Genomic DNA, 19,552 nt, shown 5'->3' on the forward strand with positions numbered 1-19,552 from the left:
GAGGGTTGGGTGAGGGGGAAGCTCTTGGCTTTCCCCTTCCCCCAGGCATCAGAGCGCCCCCTCACTCCAGCCCTCTTCCCCGGCTACGCCAGGGGAGAGGGAGCATTTACTGCCGGCCTTCTTATTCGATGAATACTCCCCGCTACACCCGCCTGTCTGGCCTCGAACCGCTGGTCATCACGCCGGACCTGCTGTTCGTCAACGTCGGCGAGCGCACCAACGTCACCGGCTCGGCGCAATTTCGCAAGCTGATCAAGGAAGACCGCTACGCTGAGGCGATTGAAGTCGCGCGCCAGCAGGTGGAGAACGGCGCGCAGATCATCGACGTCAACATGGACGAGGGCCTCATCGACTCCGAGGCGGCGATGACGCGCTTCCTCAACCTGATCGCCGCCGAGCCGGACATCGCTCGCGTGCCGGTGATGGTCGATTCCTCCAAGTGGACGGTGATCGAGGCAGGCCTGCGCTGCCTGCAGGGCAAGGGCATCGTCAACTCGATCTCGATGAAGGAGGGTGAAGCGGCCTTCCTGGAGCAGGCGCGCAAGGTGCAGCAGTACGGCGCCGCCGCAGTGGTGATGGCGTTCGACGAGGTCGGCCAGGCCGACACCTGCGCGCGCAAGGTGGAGATCTGCTCGCGCGCCTACGCGCTGCTGACTGAGAAGCTCGACTTCGCGCCCGAGGACATCATCTTCGATCCCAACATCTTCGCCATCGCCACCGGCATCGAGGAACACAACAACTACGCGGTCGACTTCATCGAGGCCACGCGCGAGCTGAAGAAGCGTTTCCCGCTCAGCCACGTCTCCGGCGGCGTGTCCAACGTGTCGTTCTCCTTCCGCGGCAACAACACCGTGCGCGAGGCGATCCACTCGGTGTTTCTGTACCACGCGATCAAGGCCGGCATGGACATGGGCATCGTCAACGCCGGCGCGCTGATGATCTACGACGACATCCCCGACGATCTGCGGGAGCGCGTCGAGGACGTGGTGCTCAACCGCCGCGCCGATGCCACCGAACGGCTGCTAGAGATCGCCGAGCGCTTCAAGGGCAAGAAAGGCGAGGCGGTAGTGGAAACCCTGGCGTGGCGCGAAAAGCCGGTGCGCGAGCGCCTGAGCCACGCGCTGGTGCACGGCATCGACCAGTTCGTGGTGGAAGACACCGAGGAAGCGCGCCAGCTTTCGCCGCGTCCGCTGGACGTGATCGAAGGCCCGCTGATGGACGGCATGAACGTGGTCGGCGACCTGTTCGGCGCCGGCAAGATGTTCCTGCCGCAGGTGGTGAAATCCGCCCGCGTGATGAAGAAGGCGGTCGCTCACCTCATTCCGTTCATCGAGGAAGAGAAGCTGCGCACCGGCGACGCCGGCAAGAACAACGGCACCATCGTGATGGCCACGGTGAAGGGCGACGTGCACGACATCGGCAAGAACATCGTCGGCGTGGTGCTTCGCTGCAACAACTTCGAGGTGATCGACCTGGGCGTGATGGTGCCGGCGCAGAAGATCCTCGACGCCGCGCGCGAGCACCACGCCGACATCATCGGCCTGTCCGGGCTGATCACGCCCTCGCTGGAAGAAATGAGCCAGGTGGCGCGCGAGATGCAGCGCCAGGAGTTCCAGATCCCGCTGCTGATCGGCGGCGCCACCACCTCGCGCGCGCACACCGCGCTGAAGATCGACCCGCACTACAAGGCGCCCACCGTGTGGGTGAAGGACGCCTCGCGCGCGGTCGGCGTGGCGCAGTCGCTGCTCAGCAAGGAGCTGGTGGACGCGTTCATGGACAAGGTGCGCGCCGAGTACGCCGACGTGCGCGAACGCCATCGCAACCGCGGCCCGGGCAAGCAACTGGTGTCACTGGAGAAGGCGCGCGGCCAGCGCTTCAGCTGCGACTGGCACGCCTACCAGCCGCCCCAGCCGAAGCAGCCCGGGCTGCATGTGTTCGAGAATTACGACCTCGCCGAACTGCGCCAGTACATCGACTGGACACCGTTCTTCAACGCCTGGGAACTGGCCGGTCGCTACCCCGCCATCCTCACCGACGAGATCGTCGGCAGTCAGGCCAGCGAGCTGTTCGCCGACGCGCAGAAGATGCTGGACACGCTGATCGCCGAAAAGTGGCTGACCGCCCGCGGCGTGATCGGCTTCTGGCCGGCGGCGAGCGTCGGCGACGACATCGTCCTCGAAGGCAGCGCAAGGGGCGCGACGCTGCACCACCTGCGCCAACAGGCGGACAAGCCGGCCGAGCGTCCCGACTTCTGCCTGAGCGACTTCATCGCGCCGAAAGACAGCGGCAAGGCCGACTGGATCGGCGGCTTTGCGGTCACCGCCGGCATCGGCATCGAGCAGCACGTGGCCCGCTTCGAGGCGGCGCACGACGACTACTCGGCGATCCTGCTCAAGGCTTTGGCCGACCGCCTCGCCGAAGCGTTCGCCGAACGCATGCACGAGCGCGTGCGCCGCGAGTTCTGGGGCTACGCACCCGACGAGGCGCTGGACAACGACACTCTGATTGCGGAGGGCTACTGCGGCATCCGCCCCGCCCCCGGCTACCCCGCCTGCCCCGACCACACCGAAAAGGCCACGCTGTTCGCCCTGCTCGACGCGCCGGCGAACGCCGGCATGAACCTTACCGAGGGCTTCGCGATGACCCCAGCCGCGGCGGTGTCCGGCTGGTACTTTGCGCACCCGGACAGCCAGTACTTCGTGGTCGGCCGGATCACCCGCGAGCAGGTGGACGACTATGCCCGGCGCAAGGGCTGGACCCGCGAGGAGGCCGAACGCTGGCTGGCGCCGATCCTGGACTACGACCCGGACTGATCCACCGGCCGGGCGAGCGGACTCAGACCTCGCTCTCGACCATCTGGCGGCGCTTCACTTCACGCATGTGCACCACCAGGTTGTAGACCGATACGAAGGCCGGGAAGAAGTTGGAGAGGATACCCACCGAGTCGTTCTTGCCCACGATGAAGTACGCCAGCAGCAACGCGCTGCCGCACACCGACAGCCACCAGAACGCCAGCGGCATCACCACCCGCTTGAGCTTGCGGGTGTAGTACATCTGCACGAACCAGCGGCTGGTGAACATCAGCGAGCCCAGCAGACCTACCGCCTTCCACGGGGTCAGTTCGAAACCCTGCAGGGCGGTGAGGATGCGATGCAGTTCGTGCTGGAGCAGGTCCATCGGGGCAAGTCCGGGGTGGAAAGCGCGCCAGTCTAGCAATCCATCGCGCGCCGCCCTACCCGCCGGCGATAAAAAGTGCTGCCGCCCGGTTGACCACCGCACGGACACCCCGTATATTTGCGCGCTCTCGGCGGGCGGTTAGCTCAGCGGTAGAGCACTGCCTTCACACGGCAGGTGTCACAAGTTCGATCCTTGTACCGCCCACCACTCTAGATTCACGAAAGAAGCCACCCTTGCGGTGGCTTCTTTCGTTGTGGCGAAGGCCACCGGTTCCCGACTCGCTCAGGCAGCCACGTCCTGGCTGCGCTCCTCGGCTCGCATCTGCTCGATCAACAGCGTGAGGAAGCCCTCGCGCGCGTGCCGGTAGCCGGCATCGTGCGGGCCGGCCAACGCTGCGGCGTGCATGGCCTCGTGCGCTTCATGCAAGGCCGGCCAGCGCTGCTGGCCGCGCTGGAGATAGCGACCGGCCGGGCAAGGCGCATCGGCATGCTGGCGCCAGAACGCCGGCTCGGCGGGCACCGAGTGCAGGTGCTCTTCCCACAGCAAGGTACCGGCCAGCGCGCCCAGCGCCGTGTCGGGCGCGGTGGAGCCCCAGCCGCTGTGGAAGTCGTGCAGCCACGCGGGCAGTTCCTCCAGCGGCATCGGCCGTGCCAGGGCATAGCCCTGCCCCATGTCCGCGCCGAGCAGCAAGGCCGCCTCGATCAGGCCCGGGGTTTCCAGCCCTTCCACCACCACTTCCAGATCCAGGTCGTGGCCGAGCCGGATCAGCTGGCGGATGAAGCGCAGCGTGCGCAACGGGTCGTCCACCACCTGCATCACGATCGCCTGGTCGATCTTGACGCGATCGAACGGCCATTGGCGCAGGCGGATCAGCGAGCTGTAGCCGGCGCCGAGGTCGTCTTCCACCAGCCGCACGCCCAGCGCCTTGAACGCGCGCATGCCGGCCATCGCCTGGGTGTCATCGTGCTCCATGCCCAGGGGCGACTCGAGTATCTCGAACAGCAGCGATTCGGCGCGGCAGGTGGTGGCCGCCAGCACGTCGGCGGCGGCTTCGGCGTACCGCGGATCCTGCAAGGCCGCCGCCGGGGCGTTCACCGACAGGTCCAGCGCATGCCCCGCGTCGGCCAGTTGCTCGCGTCCGGCGGTGGCCTGGGCCAGCACGTGGCGAAACAGCACCACCAGGTCGTCGTCGCCGAGCGCCGGCAGGAACCGTCCCGGCATCAGCAGCTGGCCGTCGACGTCGCGCACGCGCGCCAGCGCCTCGAGCTCGGTGACGCGACCGTCACTCAACCGCACCACCGGCTGGTAGTGCACCTGCAGCGCATCGGTGGCGATCAGCGCACGCCAGCGCTCGCGCACGAAGAACGGCAGCAGCGCCGTGCCGGGTCGCGGCGGCGCCAGTCGCGCCAGCGCCAGGTCGAGCAGGTTCTTCAGCTGGTCGACGAAGGCCTGCTGGTCTTCGCTCTGCAGGCCGCCGGCATAGGCGCTGTAGATGGTGAGCACGGCTGCCGGCGTCGGCGGCAGCGGGCACAGAGGTACCGCCACACTCGAGACGATGCCGATCGCCAGCGCCTGCTCCCGCCAGCTCGCCATGACCGGATCGGTGCCGTAGTGCAGGCAGCGCTGGATGGTGGAGGTGCGCCACGCGCGACCGGTCGGGCCGCCGCCCTGCGGGCTGTCGGCATTGACGCGGATCGGCGCCGCCTCGCCGCGCGCCAACGCGCGCAGGTAATTGGCAAACGCCTCACCGCCCACGGCCTCGTAGGTGAGCTGACCGGAGTGGTCTGGCCGCCCCACCGCGCAGGAGGTGATCTCGTCATGCGCGGCGAGCATGTCGACCACGCCCTGGATCAGTTCGAGGTAGCCGTCGGCCGACCACGCCAGTGCGTTGAGACGGGCCAGCAGGGCGACGCGGGCGCGCTGCAGTTCGCGCATGCTCTCCAGCTGCCACTGGCGTTCCAGCCCCAGCCGCTGCAGCACGATGCTGAGCGGGCGACGATCCCGCGCCGCGGCGTCGCCGAGCATCGCGGCGATCAGATCGCGCAGGCGCTCGATGCCTTCCAGCAGCCACACCTCTTCCAGTCCGGCGGCGGCGTGGAAGCGACCGGCGCGGCTGGCCTGGGCGCGATGAGCATCGATATCCAGTTCCGGCTGCAGCAGCAGATGCAGGTGACGCGCGAAGCGTGAGCTCAGCTGCTCGCGGTCGGCGTCCGGCAGCACGTCGAGCAGGCGGGCAATGCCTTCGTGCGCCATCAGTTCGGCTTGGAACGCGGTGATCAGCGCCGGCAGGCGCAGCGCCACCGTCTCGCACCAGGGCTGCAGCACCGCGGCTGCCGAGGACCCGTACGGCGGCTGATTGCGGCCGTCGTCTTCCGGCGCCGGCAGCGGTTCGGCGGCGATCAGCGGCGTGGACCACCACCGCTCGCGCTGGCGCTTGCGCGCCTTCACCTGGTACATCGCCTGGTCGGCGCGGCGCAGCAGCTGTTCACCGCTGCCCTTGGCATGATCGGGAAACAGGGCGATGCCGAGGCTGGCCGCCAGGTGGAAGGTGGCGCCATCGATCTCCAACGGCTCGCGCAGGCGCTGCCACACCCGCTCCAGCAGCGGCTCCAGCTCGCTCTCATCGTGCAGGCCTTCGCAGACCAGCACGAATTCGTCGCCGCCCAGGCGCGCCACGTAATCCTCCGGCCGCAGCGCGCGTTGCAGTCGCTGCGCCACTTCCACCAGCAGACGATCGCCTACCGCATGGCCGTGGCGATCGTTGATCGGCTTGAGGTCGTCCAGGTCCAGCATGCCGGCGGCGACCAGCCGTTCGTTGCGCTCGGCGCGAGCGATCGCGCACTCCAGGTGCATGTCCAGCGCGCGGCGGTTGGGCAGCCCGGTGAGCGCATCGTGCAGGGCCAGATAGGTCTGCCGCTGCTGCTCCTCGAACAGCATCCGCCGGCGCTCGTGCTGGCTGAGCGCCAGCCCCGTCGCATCGGCCAGCTCATCGAGCAGGCGGCACATTTCCTCGTCGAGCGCGTCTTCCTCGCGCGTCACGATTACGAACACCCCAATTGGGTCCGGACGTGCCGCGGCGCCCCCCGTGAGGGGCATGATCGGCCAGCAGCCCATCGCGCCCATCTGGGCCAGCGGCTCGTGCTGCCAGATCGGCGACATGTCCCGGCGCTCGCGCGGGCGCACCCGGACCTGGCGCTCGCGCGACTGCAGCGCCAGCATCGGCACCGTCAAGCCGCTGCCGTCGGCCTGCCGCAGCGAGGGCGACAGTGGCTGCAGCGCCGCCGCGATCGGTCCGACCAGAGCGGCACGGCGCAGTTGCGTGGTCTGTGTATCGATGATGTGCACGTCCACCGCGGCCGCACCGGCAATCTCCACCAGCGCTTGCGCCAACGTGCGGTACACCGCATCGGGATCGGGCTGGTCGAGCAGCGCGCGCTGGATCGTGCGCTGCGCGTCGCGGTAACGGCTCATTCGGGCGCTGCGTTCCACCAGCGCCTGGTGATCCCAGAAGCGTGCCAGCTCGTCGGCCAGCCGCTGCGCCCAGTCCAGCAGGTCTTCGCTGAGATCGGCCGAGCCGCCAGCGTATACGGCGAGGGTCAGCTGGCCACCATCGCGGGTATCCGCTGCGGCAGCAATGCAGGAACTGAAACCATGCTGCGCAGCCGCGGCGCGCCAGGGCGCGAACATCGGTGCATCGATGGATACCGCCTGCGCCCGATGCTCGCGCAGCGCGATGCCCACCGGGCCGCTGCCACCGGCATCGTCGGCGCGGTTGCTCAGGTGCAGCTCGGCGGCGTAATCGGACTGCGGCCCGGCCGCGGCCAGCACCTGCACCACCGCCTCACTCGGGGCGCGGCGGCCGATCCACACCAGCGGCAGGCTCATGGTGGCGGCGAGGATGCGCGCGATCTCCACCACCGCCAGGCGCCGGTCGTAGCCGGGCGCGGTGTGCAGCAAGGTGAGGGTTTCGGCGACGCTCTGGTAAAAGCGCGAGCGCAGCTCGACGTGCGCCGCACGCAGCGGCCCGTCGGCAGCGCCCGTCGGGCCGCTCATCCCCACTTCCTGTTCGCCGGATTCCACGTCGACCGCCATGCGTGCCTGCTGATGCCTCGTCGCCCTGTCCCCATCGGTGTCCATCGTCCACCGTCGATCGCCGCGTACATCGATTGCGTGCGGAGCATCCACCCCTGCCGCAACCCGGCTTATCGTCATTCTCCGGTGGCACTTGAACCCGGCCTTGGGCATCCGGCCCGCGTTGTGTCGGCGATCATACGCCCGGCATCGGCGCCGCGTGCCAGACTGGCCGCCGCCCGGCGCCTGCCGGGGCGACGAGCACGGGAGGGGGCATGGATCGGGGAAGCCACGGCGCGTCGGCCCGTTTTGGGCTGATCCTGCTGGCGCTGTTCGCGCTGGCCACTGCGGCGCTCGGCATCGCGCCGCGCTACCGCCAGGACTGGCTGCTGGAAAACATCGTCGTGCTGGTGGCCGTGCCGCTGCTGGTGATCGGCTGGCGGCGGCTGACCTTCTCGCGCAGCGCCTACCTGGCGCTGTTCGTCTTCCTGCTGCTGCACGAGGTGGGCGCGCATTACACCTATTCGGAGGTGCCCTACGACGAGGCGTTCGCCCGGCTCACCGGCCATTCGCTCAATGGGCTGCTGGGGCTGCATCGAAATCACTTCGACCGGGCGGTGCATTTCCTCTATGGCGTGCTGGTGACGCCCATGGCGATAGAGCTGTTCGCGCATCGGGCGCCGCCGCGCGGCATCTGGCGCTGGATCCTGCCAGTGTGTTTCGTGATGTCCCACTCGGTGGTCTACGAGCTGGTGGAATGGCTGGCCGCGCTGCGCTTCGGCGGCGAGCTGGGCACGGCCTACCTCGGCACCCAGGGCGATCCCTGGGATGCCCAGCAGGACATGGCGCTGGCCGCGCTGGGCAGCGTGCTGTCGATGACCGTGCTGGCCCTGCGGGCCGGCCGCGTGCGGGCGGATTGACCGGCGTCAACCTGCTGGCCGCAGTGGCGCCTAGGCTGGATCCGTCACTGCGGGAATCATCGCCATGCGCGTCTCGGACATCGGAATCGCCCGCGTCATCCACGCCCCTGCCACGCTCAGCGTGCGCGACGCGGCCAGCCTGATGCGCCGCCAGCAGGTGGGGTGCCTGGTGGTGTCGCGCGAGCTGCCTTCCGGGCCGGTGCCGGTGGGCATGGTCACCGACCGCGACCTGGTCACCGAGGCCATCGCCGCGGCGCGCGATCTCGACCGCACCACGCTGGGCGAGGTGATGTCCGCACCGCTGGCCGTGTGTCCCGCGGACGCGACGCTGGCCGAGGTGGTGGGCATCCTGCGCGGCAGCGGCGTGCGCCGGCTGCCGCTGGTGGATGGCGATGGCCGCCTGGTGGGGCTGGTCAGTGCGGACGACGTGCTGGTTGCGCTCAACGAGTTGCTGGGGCGACTGGCCGAGGCCATGATGGTCGAGCCCCTGCTCGACCGCAGCTATACCTGAGCGCGTTGTACCCCATGCCCCGATTCCGGCGCCCTGCATTCCGCCACCTGCCTGTCCTGATCCTCTGCGCGGTGCTGGCACTGCCCTCGCTCGGCGCGATCCGCGCGGACGGCAGCACGCGCTTCTTCTGGCACCCGGAGATCGCGCCCAGCGGGCCGGTGGTGGTCGTGGTGAGCCTGGACGAGCAGAACATCTACGTGTACCGCAACGGCGTGGCGATCGGCGTGGGGCCGATCAGCTCGGGCAAGCCCGGCTACGAGACGCCGCCAGGGGTCTACAGCATCCTGCAGAAGGAGCGCGAGCATCGCTCCAACCTCTACGACGACGCCCCGATGCCGTACATGCAGCGGCTCACCTGGGACGGCATCGCCCTGCACGGCGGCACCCTGCCCGGCCATCCGGCCTCGCACGGCTGCGTGCGCCTGCCCCAGGCCTTCGCCGAGAAGCTGTTCGCGATCACCCAGCGCGGCGGCATCGTGGTGGTGGCCGACGCGCGCATCTCGCCCGAACGCATCGCCCACCCGGCCGCGGTGGCGCCGATCGACCTGAGCGGTGCGCCGATGTCGCCCGCCACGGTGGCGGCGGCGGACGCATCCGCTGCGCCGCCGCCCGCTATCACATCGCCCGGTGTGGAGGCGACGCCGGTGAGCGTGGTGGTGAGCACCTCCGACCGCGCCGTCTATGTGCTCCGCGGCGGACTGCTGGTGGACAGCTCGCCACTCGTTCAGGTGGCCGATCCGCCCCCCTCGGGCATTGTGCTTTACGTGATGACCGGCACCCGCGTCGGCGCGCCCGAGGCCGCGTTCGGCGCGAAACTGCCGAACTGGTCGGCCTACCGCATTTTGGGAGATGGCGCGGCGCCCGAACCTGGCGAGATGGCCAGCCACCTGCACGTTCCGGAGGCGTTCGGCGCCCGCCTGCAGAGGGCCCTGGTGCCGGGCTCCACGGTGCTGGTGACCGACCTTCCCGGCTACGGCAATCCGGCCGGGCCGCCCTATGCCAAGCTGCTCGAATCCGAGCCAGCAAGCGGCACCGGCCCCGGTGCGAAGCCGGTCACGAATCACGGAAGCCGCTGACTGCGTTCAGTTTTCCCTGACAATTGGTTCAGCTTGCGCCGGACAGACTGCCGCTCGTCTCTGCCGTCTGCGGTCATCCCCGATGTCGATCCTCGCCCCTCGCACCCTGGTGCGTCGCGTGCTCCGCGTTGTGTCCCTGCTCTTCATGCTGCCGCTGGCTGGCCGTGCCGCGGCCCCGCCGCCTCCGGGCGCCGGTGACCTGGCCGCCGCGCTGTCCCGCGCGGCACCGGCGGCCGACCCCAAGGTGATTGCCCTGGCGACCCGCGCGCTGCAATGCGTGCAGAAGGCGATGCCCGCGCGCACGCTCAGCGTGATCGACTACTCGCGCCCCTCCACCGAGCCCCGCCTGTGGGTGTTCGACGTGAACCAGCGCACCCTGTTGTTCAAGGAGTGGGTGGCGCACGGGCGCAATAGCGGCGACAACCTCACCGAACGTTTTTCCAATGTGCCGGGCAGCCTGATGTCCAGCCTCGGCACCTTCGTCACCGACGGCACCTACCAGGGTCACAATGGCTACTCGTTGCGGCTGAAGGGCCTGGACGACGGCTTCAACGACAACGCCGAGAGCCGCGCCATCGTGATCCACGGCGCCAGCTACGTGAGCCCGGCGTTCGCCAAGACGCAGGGACGGATCGGCCGCAGCTGGGGCTGTCCGGCGGTGCGCGCCGGCGTGGCGCACAAACTGATCGATGCGATCCGCGAGCGTTCGGTGGTGTTCGCCTACTACCCGGACCAGCGCTGGCTGAGCCACGCGGCGACCCTGGGCGACTGCGGCACGAGCGTCACCGCCAGCCTCAACGGCGGCGGTGGCCGAACCAGCACGCGCGCCGCGCTCAGCCCCTGACGGCGATGGCGCTCAGTGCGCCATCAGCAGCGGCAGATGGGTGTGGTCGAGCACGTGGCGTGTGGCCCCGCCCAGTACCAGTTCGCTGAGCCGCGAACGGCCCCACGCCCCCATCACCAGCAGGTCGGCATCCATCGCGCGGGCTTCGTCGAGCAACGCCTTGCCGGTGTTCGGCGAATCGTCGAAGCGCTCCCACTCCACCGTCACGCCCTGCCGGGCCAGCCAGGCGCGCAGCGGCAAGGCCGGTGGCGCCAGTCCCGGCAGGCCGGCGCGTTCGCCATCGAGCACGCGCACTTTGCTGGCCCGCTGCAGCAGCGGCAGCGCCGCCTTCACCGCATCGGCGGCCTCGCCCGAGCCGTTCCAGGCGATCAGCACGCGCTCGAGCGTGGCCGGGCCCTGCCAGGTTTCCGGCACCAGCAGCATCGGCGCAGCATCGCCGAACAGGGTGCGGGTGATGTTGTCGAAACCGATCGGTGAATCGGGGTTCTTCACCGGCAGGTCGGTCACGATGAACTGCGCCAGGCGCGAGCGCTTGGCCAGGATCGGTACGTAGCTGCCGCGCAGTACCTCCCACTCGCCCTGCACGCCGTAGCGTTCGCACAGGCTGCGCCACCAGCCGGCATGGGCCTGCGCGGCGCGCTCCTCGGTATCGAGAAGGGCCATCGCTTCGGGCATGGTCATGATCGGCGGGTACACCGCCACCACGTGCATGCCGGTGACGAAGGCGCCCAGCCGGCGCGCCGTGCCCATGCCAACGACGTTGGCGGGGGCATCGTCGTCCATCCGTTCGACGTTGATGATGAGATCGAGCATGGCGGTCCTCGCTTGGCGTCTGGTGTCGGCGCGATTGTGCTGCGTACCGTCAGTCGCACCTTGACCGACGTCAAGCCCGCCGCCGCTCAGCGCCAGAACGGCAGCATCGCCACCACCACCGCGGCCATTGCCAGCGTCGCCAGCCAGCCCAGCCAGCGTAACGGGCGGGAAATCACCAGCTCGCCCATCACCGAACGCCGCGAGGCCATCGCCATGATCCCGGCCATCAGCGGCACCGCGATCACTCCGTTGAGCACGGCCGACCAGAACAGCATGCGGATCGGGTTGATCGACGAGCGGCTGAGCAGCAGGCCCAGCAGCATCGCCCCCACCAGAATCAGGTAGAACAGCCGCGCCTCGCCCGGGCGGCGCCCCAGCCCCTCGGACCAGTCGAACACCTCGGCCACGGCATACGCCGCCGAGCCGGCCAGCACCGGCAGCGCCAGCAGGCCGGTGCCGAGGATGCCAAGCGCGAAGACTGCTCCCGCGAACGGCCCGGCCAGCGGACGCAGCGCGCGGGCCGCGTCGGCCGAGCTCTGGATGTCGGTGACGCCGTGCGGATGCAGCACCACGGCCGCGGTGAGCATGATGAAGAACGCCACCGCGTTGGAATACACCATGCCCACCGCCGTATCGAAGCGGATGCGGCCGAACGCACCGGGCGCGGCGAGCGGCATTTCGCGCAGCGGCGGCTGCCCGGCGGCGAGCTCTTCCTCCACTTCCTGCGAGGCTTGCCAGAAGAACACGTAGGGGCTGATCGTGGTGCCGAAGATCGCCACCAGCATCAGCAGATAGCCGCGATCCGGCACCCAGTGCGGCCAGACCATCGCGGCCAGCACCGCGCGCCAGGGCACGTCGACCACTATCGCGGTGAGCACGTAGGCGAACAGGCTCAATGTGAGCACGCGCAGCACCGGCGCGTAGCGCGGAAACGGCACCGCCACCTCCAGCGTCATCGACAGCAGCGACAGGCCCAGCGCGTACGCCGCGGGCGAGCCGCCGAGCAGCATCGCCGCCGCCTCGCCGATCGCGCCGATGTCGGCGGCCAGGTTGAACACGTTGGCACCCAGTAGCAGCCCCACCAGCACCGCCGTCAGCCAGCGCGGGAAATGCCGTCGCATGTTGGCCGCCAGCCCGCGCCCGGTCACCCGCCCCACCTCGGCGCTGACCATCTGGATGCCGATCATCAGCGGCAGCGTGAGATACAGCGACCACAGCGGCGCCAGCCCGAACTGCGCACCAGCCTGCGAGTACGTGGCGATACCGCTGGGGTCGTCGTCCGCCGCGCCGGCGATCAGGCCCGCGCCCAGCCGTCGCGACAGCGACGCCGGGCGCTCGGACAAAGCGGACTCGGATGGCGGCACGAACGACTCCTGGCGATCCGGAAAGACCATAGACAATCCGAGGCGCCCCCGGCTTGACGTCCATCAAGGCGGCCGCAGCCCGCGCGCTCCACGCTTGGGCAACTTGCCAATGTCTTGCGGGAGTCGACCATGTTCAAGCATCTGCTGGTTCCCACCGACGGTTCGGAGCTGTCGATCCGTGCGGCCACGACGGCCATCGAGCTGGCGCGCACCTGCCACGCGCGCATCCACGCCCTGCATGTGGTGCCGCCGTTCCACACCGTGTCGTACATGGCCGAAATGCTGGCGGCCACCGAGCTCACCTACACGCAGGAATCGATCGCCCGCGCCGAGCGCTACCTCGCCGACATCCGCGACCTGGCGGCCAAGGCCGGCGTGGCCTGCGACACCAGCTACGTGCTGGACGACCGTCCGCATCAGGCCATCGCGCAGACGGCCACCGACAAGCACTGCGACCTGATCGTGATGGCCTCGCACGGCTGGCGCGGGCTCAATCGGCTGCTGCTCGGCAGCGAGACGCACAAGGTGCTGCTGAAGTCGAACGTGCCCGTGCTGGTGTGCCACTGAGCGCTGCGGGTGGATGATGCGCCGATGCATGCCGGCAGCGGGCCGGCGCGATCCTCCACGGAGCCGGGCATGGCGTCCCCCTCGCCGGTCGATGTTGCACTCGCCAACCGAACCGGCCTGAGCCGCGACGAAGCCGCACGCCGCCTCGCCGCGCACGGACCCAACGTGCTGCCCGGCGGCGAGCGCAAATCGCTGGCACGCATCGCGCTGGGCGTGCTGGCCGAACCGATGTTCCTGATGCTGCTGGTCGCCGGCGGCATCTACCTGGCGCTGGGCGATCGCGCCGAGGCGCTGTTCCTGCTCGCTTCGGTGCTGTTCGTCATCGGCATCACGCTGGCGCAGGAGCGCAAGACCCAGCGCGCACTGGAGGCACTGCGCGAGCTGTCCGCGCCGCGCGCGCTGGTGATCCGCGACGGCACGGAGCTGCGCGTGCCAGGCGTGGAAGTGGTGGTCGGCGATTTGCTGGTACTGCATGAAGGCGACCGCATCGCCGCCGATGCGCACCTGCTCGAAGGCCAGCTCGACGTGGACGAGTCGCTGCTCACCGGCGAGGCGGTGCCGGTGAGCAAGCTGCCCGGCGAGGCGGCCGGCACGTTGTCGGCCAGCTCGGTGGTGACCCGCGGCGTGGGCGTGGCGGAGGTGTTCGCCACCGGCAGCACCACCGCAGTCGGCGCGATCGGCCAGTCGCTGGCCGGTACCCGCGAGGCGGTGTCGGGGCTGCAGCGTTCGTCGCGCCGCTTGATCCGCCTGCTCACGGTCAGCGGACTGTCGCTGGCCGTGACGTACTGCCTGCTCGCCTGGCTGTGGGACCACCACGGCCTGCTGGAAAGCGTGCTGGCCGGCGTGGCGTTGAGCATGGCGGTGCTGCCGGAAGAGATCCCGGTGATCCTCACCGTGTTCCTGGCGCTCGGCGCGTGGCGCATCGCCCGGCAGAACGTGCTCACCCGGCGCATGGACGCAGTGGAAACGCTCGGCGCCATCTCGGTGCTGGCGGTGGACAAGACCGGCACGCTCACCCAGAACCGCATGCGCGTGGCCGAACTGGCCGTCGACGGCGAGCACTTCAGCGCGATGGACGCCCCCTCGCTGCCCGAACACTTCCACGCCCTGCTCGAGTTCGCCGTGCTGGCCACGCCGGCCGACCCGTTCGACCCGATGGAACGGGCCATCCAGGACACTGGTCAGCGCTGGCTCGAGGGCACCGAACACCTGCACGCCGAATTACAGGTGGAAACCGAGTACGGCCTCTCGCCGGACATCCTCGCCATGACGCGGGTCTATCCGCACGGCGCGCCGGACTGTCACCTGCTCGCCACCAAAGGCGCGCCCGAAGCCGTGGCCGACCTGTGCCACCTGCCCGGCCCGGCGCGCGCGGCGATTCACGCGCAGGTGCAGGCGATGGCCGAGCGCGGGCTGCGCGTGCTGGGCGTGGCGCGCGGTACCTGGCGTGGCGGCGCATGGCCCACCAGCCAGCACGATTTCGACTTCGCCTTCCTCGGCCTGGTCGGACTGATCGACCCGCCGCGACCGGATGTGCCGGCCGCGCTCGCCGAGTGCCGCGCCGCCGGCGTGCGCGTGATCATGCTCACCGGCGACCACCCGGCCACGGCGCGGGCCATTGCGCGCATGGTGGGCCTGACCGGGGAGCCGCAGGTGCTGACCGGCGCCGAGATCGACGCGCTGGATGACCCCTCGCTGCGTGCGCGACTGGACACTGTCGACATCTGCGCGCGCGTCCAGCCGGTGCAGAAGCTGCGCCTGGTGCAGCAGTTGCGCCACGGCGACCGCGTGGTGGCGATGACCGGTGACGGCGTCAACGACGCCCCCGCGCTGAAGGCTGCCGACGTCGGCATCGCGATGGGCGAGCGCGGCACCGACGTGGCGCGCGAGGCCGCCGCGCTGGTGCTGCTGGACGACAGCTTCGCCAGCATCGTGGCGGCGATCCGCCAGGGTCGTCGCATCTACGCCAACATCACCCGCGCCACGCGCTTCGTGTTCGCCGTGCACGTGCCGGTGATTGCATTGGCGCTGGTGCCCACGCTGGCGCATTGGCCGCTGGTGATGATGCCGGTGAACATCATGCTGCTGGAGCTGCTGATTGACCCGGCCTGCTCGGTGGTGTTCGAGGCCGAGCCGGCCGCGGAGGACGTGATGCGACGTCCGCCTCGTCGCCCGAACGCCTCACCGTTCGCCTGGCGCAACCTCGCCCGCGGCGTGCTGCAGGGTCTGGGCGTGGCGATGGCGCTGCTGACCGGCTACGGCCTGCTGCTCGGCCACGGAGGCGACGTGGCGCAGGCGCGCACGGCGGTATTCGCGGCGCTGGTGGGCGGCGTGTTCGCGCTCACCCTGGCCAACCGGCAAGGCTCGCCCGGTGCCGCGCGCAATCCGTGGGTGGGCCGCATGCTGGCCGCGGTGCTGGTGATGCTGGCGGCGGTCATCGCGATCCCGTTCCTGCGCCGGGTGATGGGGCTGGCCGTGCCGGACGCCCACACCGTGCTGGCGATGGCGGCGATGTTGGCTGTAGCGGTGGGCTGGCTGGCGCTGATGCGCTGGCGGGGTGCTGCTGCGCCCGCACGCCGCAGCGGCTGAGCAGGCGACGCTGATATCCTGCGGCGGCTCGCGTGCCTGGCGCGACGCTCCCCGCTCCCGTTGCCGATGGTGCCCGAAGCGTGTCTGCCGCCCCCGACTTGCCGCGTCCCGAAACCTGGCTCAAGAGCTTCCTGCCGCAGGTGCGCGCGCCGCTGCGGCGATCGATGCTGCTCGGCCTGCTCAACGGCGTGTTGCTGGTGCTGCAGGCCTGGCTGGTGGCGTGGGCGATCGCCGCCGGCGTGATGCATGGGGCGCCGCTGCGGCGGATCGCCTGGGCGCTGGCGGCGCTGGTGCCGGTATTCGTGGCGCGCTTCGTGTTGGCGCGTGTGGCCGAGCGCGTGGCGTTCCAGGCCGGCGCCAGCATACGGCGCACCTTGCGCGCGGATTTGCTGAGCCACCTGCAGCGGCTCGGCCCGGCCTGGCTGCAGGGACAGGCGCGCGGCGACCTGGTGAACAGCGTGGTGGGCGGCGTGGAAGCGCTGGAGGGTTACTACGCGCGCTACCTGCCCACGATGCGCATGACCGCGCTGGTGCCGCTGGTGATCGCGATCGCGGTGCTGCCGGCCGACTGGGTGTCCGCGCTGGTGATGCTGGTGAGCGCGCCGCTGATCCCGTTCTTCATGTGGATGATCGGCAAGGGCACCGAGGAGCTCAACCAGAAGCAGTGGCGCGTGCTGGCGTTTCTCAGCGCGCGCTTCCTGGACACCCTGCAGGGCCTGACCACACTCAAGCTGCTCGGCGCCAGCCGGCGCGAGGCAGCGGTGGTGGCACAGGTGTCGGACGACTACCGGCGCAGCACCATGCAGGTGCTGCGGGTCGCCTTCCTGTCGTCGGTGGTGCTGGAGTTCCTGGCCACCGTCAGCATCGCGGTGGTGGCGGTGATGGTGGGCTTCCGGCTGATGTGGGGCGAACTGGCGTTCCTGCCCGGCCTGTTCGCGCTGCTGCTGGCGCCGGAGTTCTACGCGCCGCTGCGCAACATGGGCACGGTCTATCACCTGCGCATGGAGGCGATCGGCGCGGCCGAGCGCATGGTGCAGATCCTCGCCGAACCGGCGCCGGCCCCTCGCACCGGCAGCATGGCGGCGCCTACGAACGCACCCAAACTGGCGTTTCGCGAACTCAGCTTTACCTACCCCGACGGCACCGTGGCGCTGAACCGCTGCAGCTTCACCGCGCCAGCCGGTTGCGTCACCGCCGTGGTCGGCGCCAGCGGCGCGGGCAAGAGCACCCTGCTCCATCTGCTACTGCGCTTCATCGCGCCGACGGCCGGTGCGATCCGGCTCGACGACGTCGACCTCGCCGATCTCGGCGACGACGCCTGGCTGCGCGGCGTGGCCTGGGTGCCGCAGCGCGCGCACGTGTTCGAGGGCACTATCGCGGACAACCTGCGCCTGGGCCGTCCGGATGCCGATCTCGATGCGCTGCGCGAAGCGGCGCGCGCCGTCGGCGCCGATACCTTCATCGAGGCGCTGCCGCAGGGCTACGACACGCCGCTGGGCGAGCGCGGCGTGGGCCTCTCCGGTGGCCAGATCCAGCGCCTGGCGCTGGCACGGGCGCTGCTCAAGGATGCCCCGGTGCTGCTGCTGGACGAACCCACCGCCCACCTGGACGCGCACAGCCAGCGCGAGGTACTCGCCGCGCTGGCGCGGATCGCCCGCGGCCGCACCGTGCTGCTGGTGACCCACCGGCTACACGCGCTGAACCTGGCCGAGCACGTGGTGGTGATGGATGCCGGCCGCGCGGTCGAACAGGGGCCGATGACGCTGCTGCGCGCAAGCTCCGGACCCTTTGCCCACCTGCTTGCCGCCGCGCAGGTGCCGGCATGAAGCGGTGCGCCCCCTCCACGCAGGGCCGCGACGACCTGCGCCGCCTGGCCGCCTTGTTCCGGCCCTACGCCGGCTGGATGGTCGGCGGCAGCTTGCTTGCCCTTGCCGCCCTGCTCGCCAACGTCGGCCTGCTGGCGGTGTCGGGCCACTTCATCGCCTCGATGGCGCTGGCCGGTGCGGCCGGCGTGGTCTTCAACTTCTTCACGCCGGCGGCGCTGATCCGCGCGTTCGCGCTCGTGCGCACCGGCGGGCGATACCTGGAGCGGCTGGTCACCCACGAGGCGACCTTCCGCCTGCTGGCACAGCTGCGCGTGTGGTTCTACGAACGTCTGGAGCCGCTGGCCCCGGCGCGACTGCAGACGCTGCGCGCAACCGATCTGCTCTCGCGCATCCAGGCCGACATCGACACGCTCAACCAGGTCTACCTACGGCTGTTCGTGCCGCTGGTGGTGGCGGCGCTGGCCAGCGTGGTGATCCTCGCCGTGATGGCGCTCTTCAGCGTGCCGGTGGCGCTGGGCACGGCGCTGCTGCTGAGCGTGGCCGGCGTGTGGCTGCCGCGCTGGCTGCAGCGGCGCGGTGCGGCTGCCGGCGCCCGCGCGGTGCAGACGCGCGCGGCGCTGCGCAATACCGTGGCCGACGCGCTGGGCGGTGACGCCGAGCTGCGCGTGTACGGGGCGCAGGCGCACTGGCACGCCCGCGTGCAGGCGCAGTCGGAGACCTTGCTGGACGATCAACGCGCGCTGAGCGGACTCTCCGGCTTGGCTGCGGGCGCGGTCGGCCTGTGCGCCAATCTCGCGCTGTGGTGGGCGGTGATCGCGGTCGCCCCGGCGGTGGCGCGAGGTGCGATCGCCCCGGCGCAACTGGCGATGCTGGCGCTGTTCGCCATGGCCGCGTTCGAGGCGGTGACGCCGTTGCCGCTGGCGTTCCAGATGCTGGGCGAGCAGCTGGCGGCGGCGCGACGCATCTTTGCCGTGGTCGATGCCGAACCGGCCGTCGGCGCGCCGGCGGGCGAGTCGCCGGTTCCGGTCGACGCGGGCGTAGTGTTCGATGGCGTGCGCTTCCGCTACGACGCGTCGCTGCCGTGGGTACTGGACCGCTTCGACCTCGCGCTCGCCCCCGGCTCGCGCACCGCCCTGGTCGGTGCCAGCGGCGCGGGCAAGAGCAGCGTGCTGCAGTTGCTGGCGCGCTTCTGGGACTGCCAGGAGGGCCGGATCGCGCTCGGCGGTCATCCGCTTGGCGACTACGCGCCAGACGACGCCCGCCGCCGCATCGCGGTGGTCTCGCAGGACGCCTATCTGTTCAACGGCAGCGTGCTGGACAACCTCCTGCTGGCCCGGCCCAACGCCGACGCGGAAGCGATCGAGGCCGCCTGCCGCGCCGCGCGCGTGCACGAGGTGATCATGGCCCTGCCGGAGGGCTACCACACGCCGCTGGGCGAGTCCGGCACGCGCCTTTCCGGCGGCCAGGCACGTCGACTCGCGATCGCCCGCGCCCTGCTCAAGGACGCGCCGATCCTGCTACTGGACGAACCCACCGAAGGCCTGGATGCCGCCACCGCTCGCGCGCTGTGCGACTCGCTGGCCAGTGCCATGGTCGGCCGCACGGTGCTGCTGATCACCCACCAGCTCGGCCCGCTGGCCGGCCTGGTCGACGAGGTCGCGGTGCTGGACGCCGGGCGCATCGTGCAGCGCGGCAGCCCGGCCGCACTGGCCGCTGTGGATGGGCCGTACCGCGCCTTGCAGGATCTGCTGGGCTGACCAAAACGAAGGGGACCGTCACCGGTCCCCTTCGCCC

Annotated in this window: 13 protein-coding genes and 1 tRNA gene; 10 read left to right on the forward strand and 4 right to left on the reverse strand. The window is 70.3% G+C overall.

Annotation, left to right across the window (positions count from 1 at the left end; all coding sequences use genetic code 11):
• Positions 1-104: 104 nt before the first annotated feature.
• On the forward strand, positions 105-2,813 hold the full coding sequence (metH, locus tag ACQVBX_RS06650) for a methionine synthase (RefSeq protein WP_431638126.1): 2,709 nt from the start codon (positions 105-107) through the stop codon (positions 2,811-2,813).
• A 22-nt stretch (positions 2,814-2,835) separates the two neighbouring features.
• Here metH and ACQVBX_RS06655 read toward each other — a convergent pair whose 3' ends face one another.
• Positions 2,836-3,177 (reverse strand): lipid-A-disaccharide synthase N-terminal domain-containing protein, encoded by a 342-nt coding sequence (locus ACQVBX_RS06655; RefSeq protein ID WP_431637318.1) that lies wholly within the window; start codon positions 3,175-3,177, stop codon positions 2,836-2,838.
• A gap of 132 nt (positions 3,178-3,309) precedes the next feature.
• Here ACQVBX_RS06655 and ACQVBX_RS06660 point away from each other — a divergent pair.
• Positions 3,310-3,384, forward strand: a tRNA-Val gene (locus tag ACQVBX_RS06660).
• Between the two features lie 75 nt (positions 3,385-3,459).
• Here the strand turns inward: ACQVBX_RS06660 and ACQVBX_RS06665 are convergent.
• Positions 3,460-7,269: an EAL domain-containing protein gene (locus ACQVBX_RS06665; RefSeq protein WP_431637319.1), complete on the reverse strand. Its 3,810-nt coding sequence runs from the start codon at positions 7,267-7,269 to the stop codon at positions 3,460-3,462.
• Between the two features lie 254 nt (positions 7,270-7,523).
• Here ACQVBX_RS06665 and ACQVBX_RS06670 point away from each other — a divergent pair, with 254 nt between their 5' ends.
• The 4 genes from ACQVBX_RS06670 (at position 7,524) to ACQVBX_RS06685 (ending at position 10,599) form a co-directional block, all read left to right on the forward strand.
• On the forward strand, positions 7,524-8,168 hold the full coding sequence (locus tag ACQVBX_RS06670) for a DUF2238 domain-containing protein (protein ID WP_431637321.1): 645 nt from the start codon (positions 7,524-7,526) through the stop codon (positions 8,166-8,168).
• A gap of 64 nt (positions 8,169-8,232) precedes the next feature.
• Positions 8,233-8,679 (forward strand): CBS domain-containing protein, encoded by a 447-nt coding sequence (locus ACQVBX_RS06675; RefSeq protein WP_431637322.1) that lies wholly within the window; start codon positions 8,233-8,235, stop codon positions 8,677-8,679.
• A 14-nt stretch (positions 8,680-8,693) separates the two neighbouring features.
• On the forward strand, positions 8,694-9,755 hold the full coding sequence (locus ACQVBX_RS06680) for a L,D-transpeptidase family protein (protein ID WP_431637323.1): 1,062 nt from the start codon (positions 8,694-8,696) through the stop codon (positions 9,753-9,755).
• A 106-nt stretch (positions 9,756-9,861) separates the two neighbouring features.
• A complete protein-coding gene (locus ACQVBX_RS06685) occupies positions 9,862-10,599 on the forward strand; it encodes a murein L,D-transpeptidase catalytic domain family protein (RefSeq protein WP_431638127.1) in 738 nt (245 codons plus the stop codon).
• 12 nt (positions 10,600-10,611) lie between these two features.
• Here the strand turns inward: ACQVBX_RS06685 and ACQVBX_RS06690 are convergent, their stop codons facing one another.
• Positions 10,612-11,412 carry a universal stress protein gene (locus ACQVBX_RS06690; protein WP_431637325.1) on the reverse strand — a complete coding sequence of 267 codons (801 nt, stop codon included), beginning with the start codon at positions 11,410-11,412 and terminating at the stop codon, positions 10,612-10,614.
• Positions 11,413-11,498: 86 nt separating this feature from the next.
• Positions 11,499-12,806: an NRAMP family divalent metal transporter gene (locus ACQVBX_RS06695; protein ID WP_431637327.1), complete on the reverse strand. Its 1,308-nt coding sequence runs from the start codon at positions 12,804-12,806 to the stop codon at positions 11,499-11,501.
• 99 nt (positions 12,807-12,905) lie between these two features.
• Between ACQVBX_RS06695 and ACQVBX_RS06700 the strand changes: the two genes are divergently transcribed.
• The 4 genes from ACQVBX_RS06700 (at position 12,906) to cydC (ending at position 19,515) form a co-directional block, all read left to right on the forward strand.
• Positions 12,906-13,343 (forward strand): universal stress protein, encoded by a 438-nt coding sequence (locus ACQVBX_RS06700; protein WP_431637329.1) that lies wholly within the window; start codon positions 12,906-12,908, stop codon positions 13,341-13,343.
• A gap of 69 nt (positions 13,344-13,412) precedes the next feature.
• Positions 13,413-15,932 (forward strand): cation-translocating P-type ATPase, encoded by a 2,520-nt coding sequence (locus ACQVBX_RS06705; protein ID WP_431637330.1) that lies wholly within the window; start codon positions 13,413-13,415, stop codon positions 15,930-15,932.
• Between the two features lie 80 nt (positions 15,933-16,012).
• The gene (cydD, locus tag ACQVBX_RS06710) at positions 16,013-17,758 is read left to right on the forward strand and encodes a thiol reductant ABC exporter subunit CydD (protein ID WP_431637332.1); all 1,746 of its coding nucleotides are present in this window, start codon (positions 16,013-16,015) and stop codon (positions 17,756-17,758) included.
• The gene (cydC, locus tag ACQVBX_RS06715; RefSeq protein ID WP_431637334.1) at positions 17,755-19,515 is read left to right on the forward strand and encodes a thiol reductant ABC exporter subunit CydC; all 1,761 of its coding nucleotides are present in this window, start codon (positions 17,755-17,757) and stop codon (positions 19,513-19,515) included. Before cydD ends, cydC begins: the two co-directional genes overlap by 4 nt.
• The last annotated feature ends 37 nt before the right edge of the window (positions 19,516-19,552 follow it).

Origin of the sequence: Dyella thailandensis, assembly GCF_050749815.1 — a bacterium.
In the GTDB taxonomy this organism is placed as follows: Bacteria; Pseudomonadota; Gammaproteobacteria; order Xanthomonadales; family Rhodanobacteraceae; genus Dyella_A.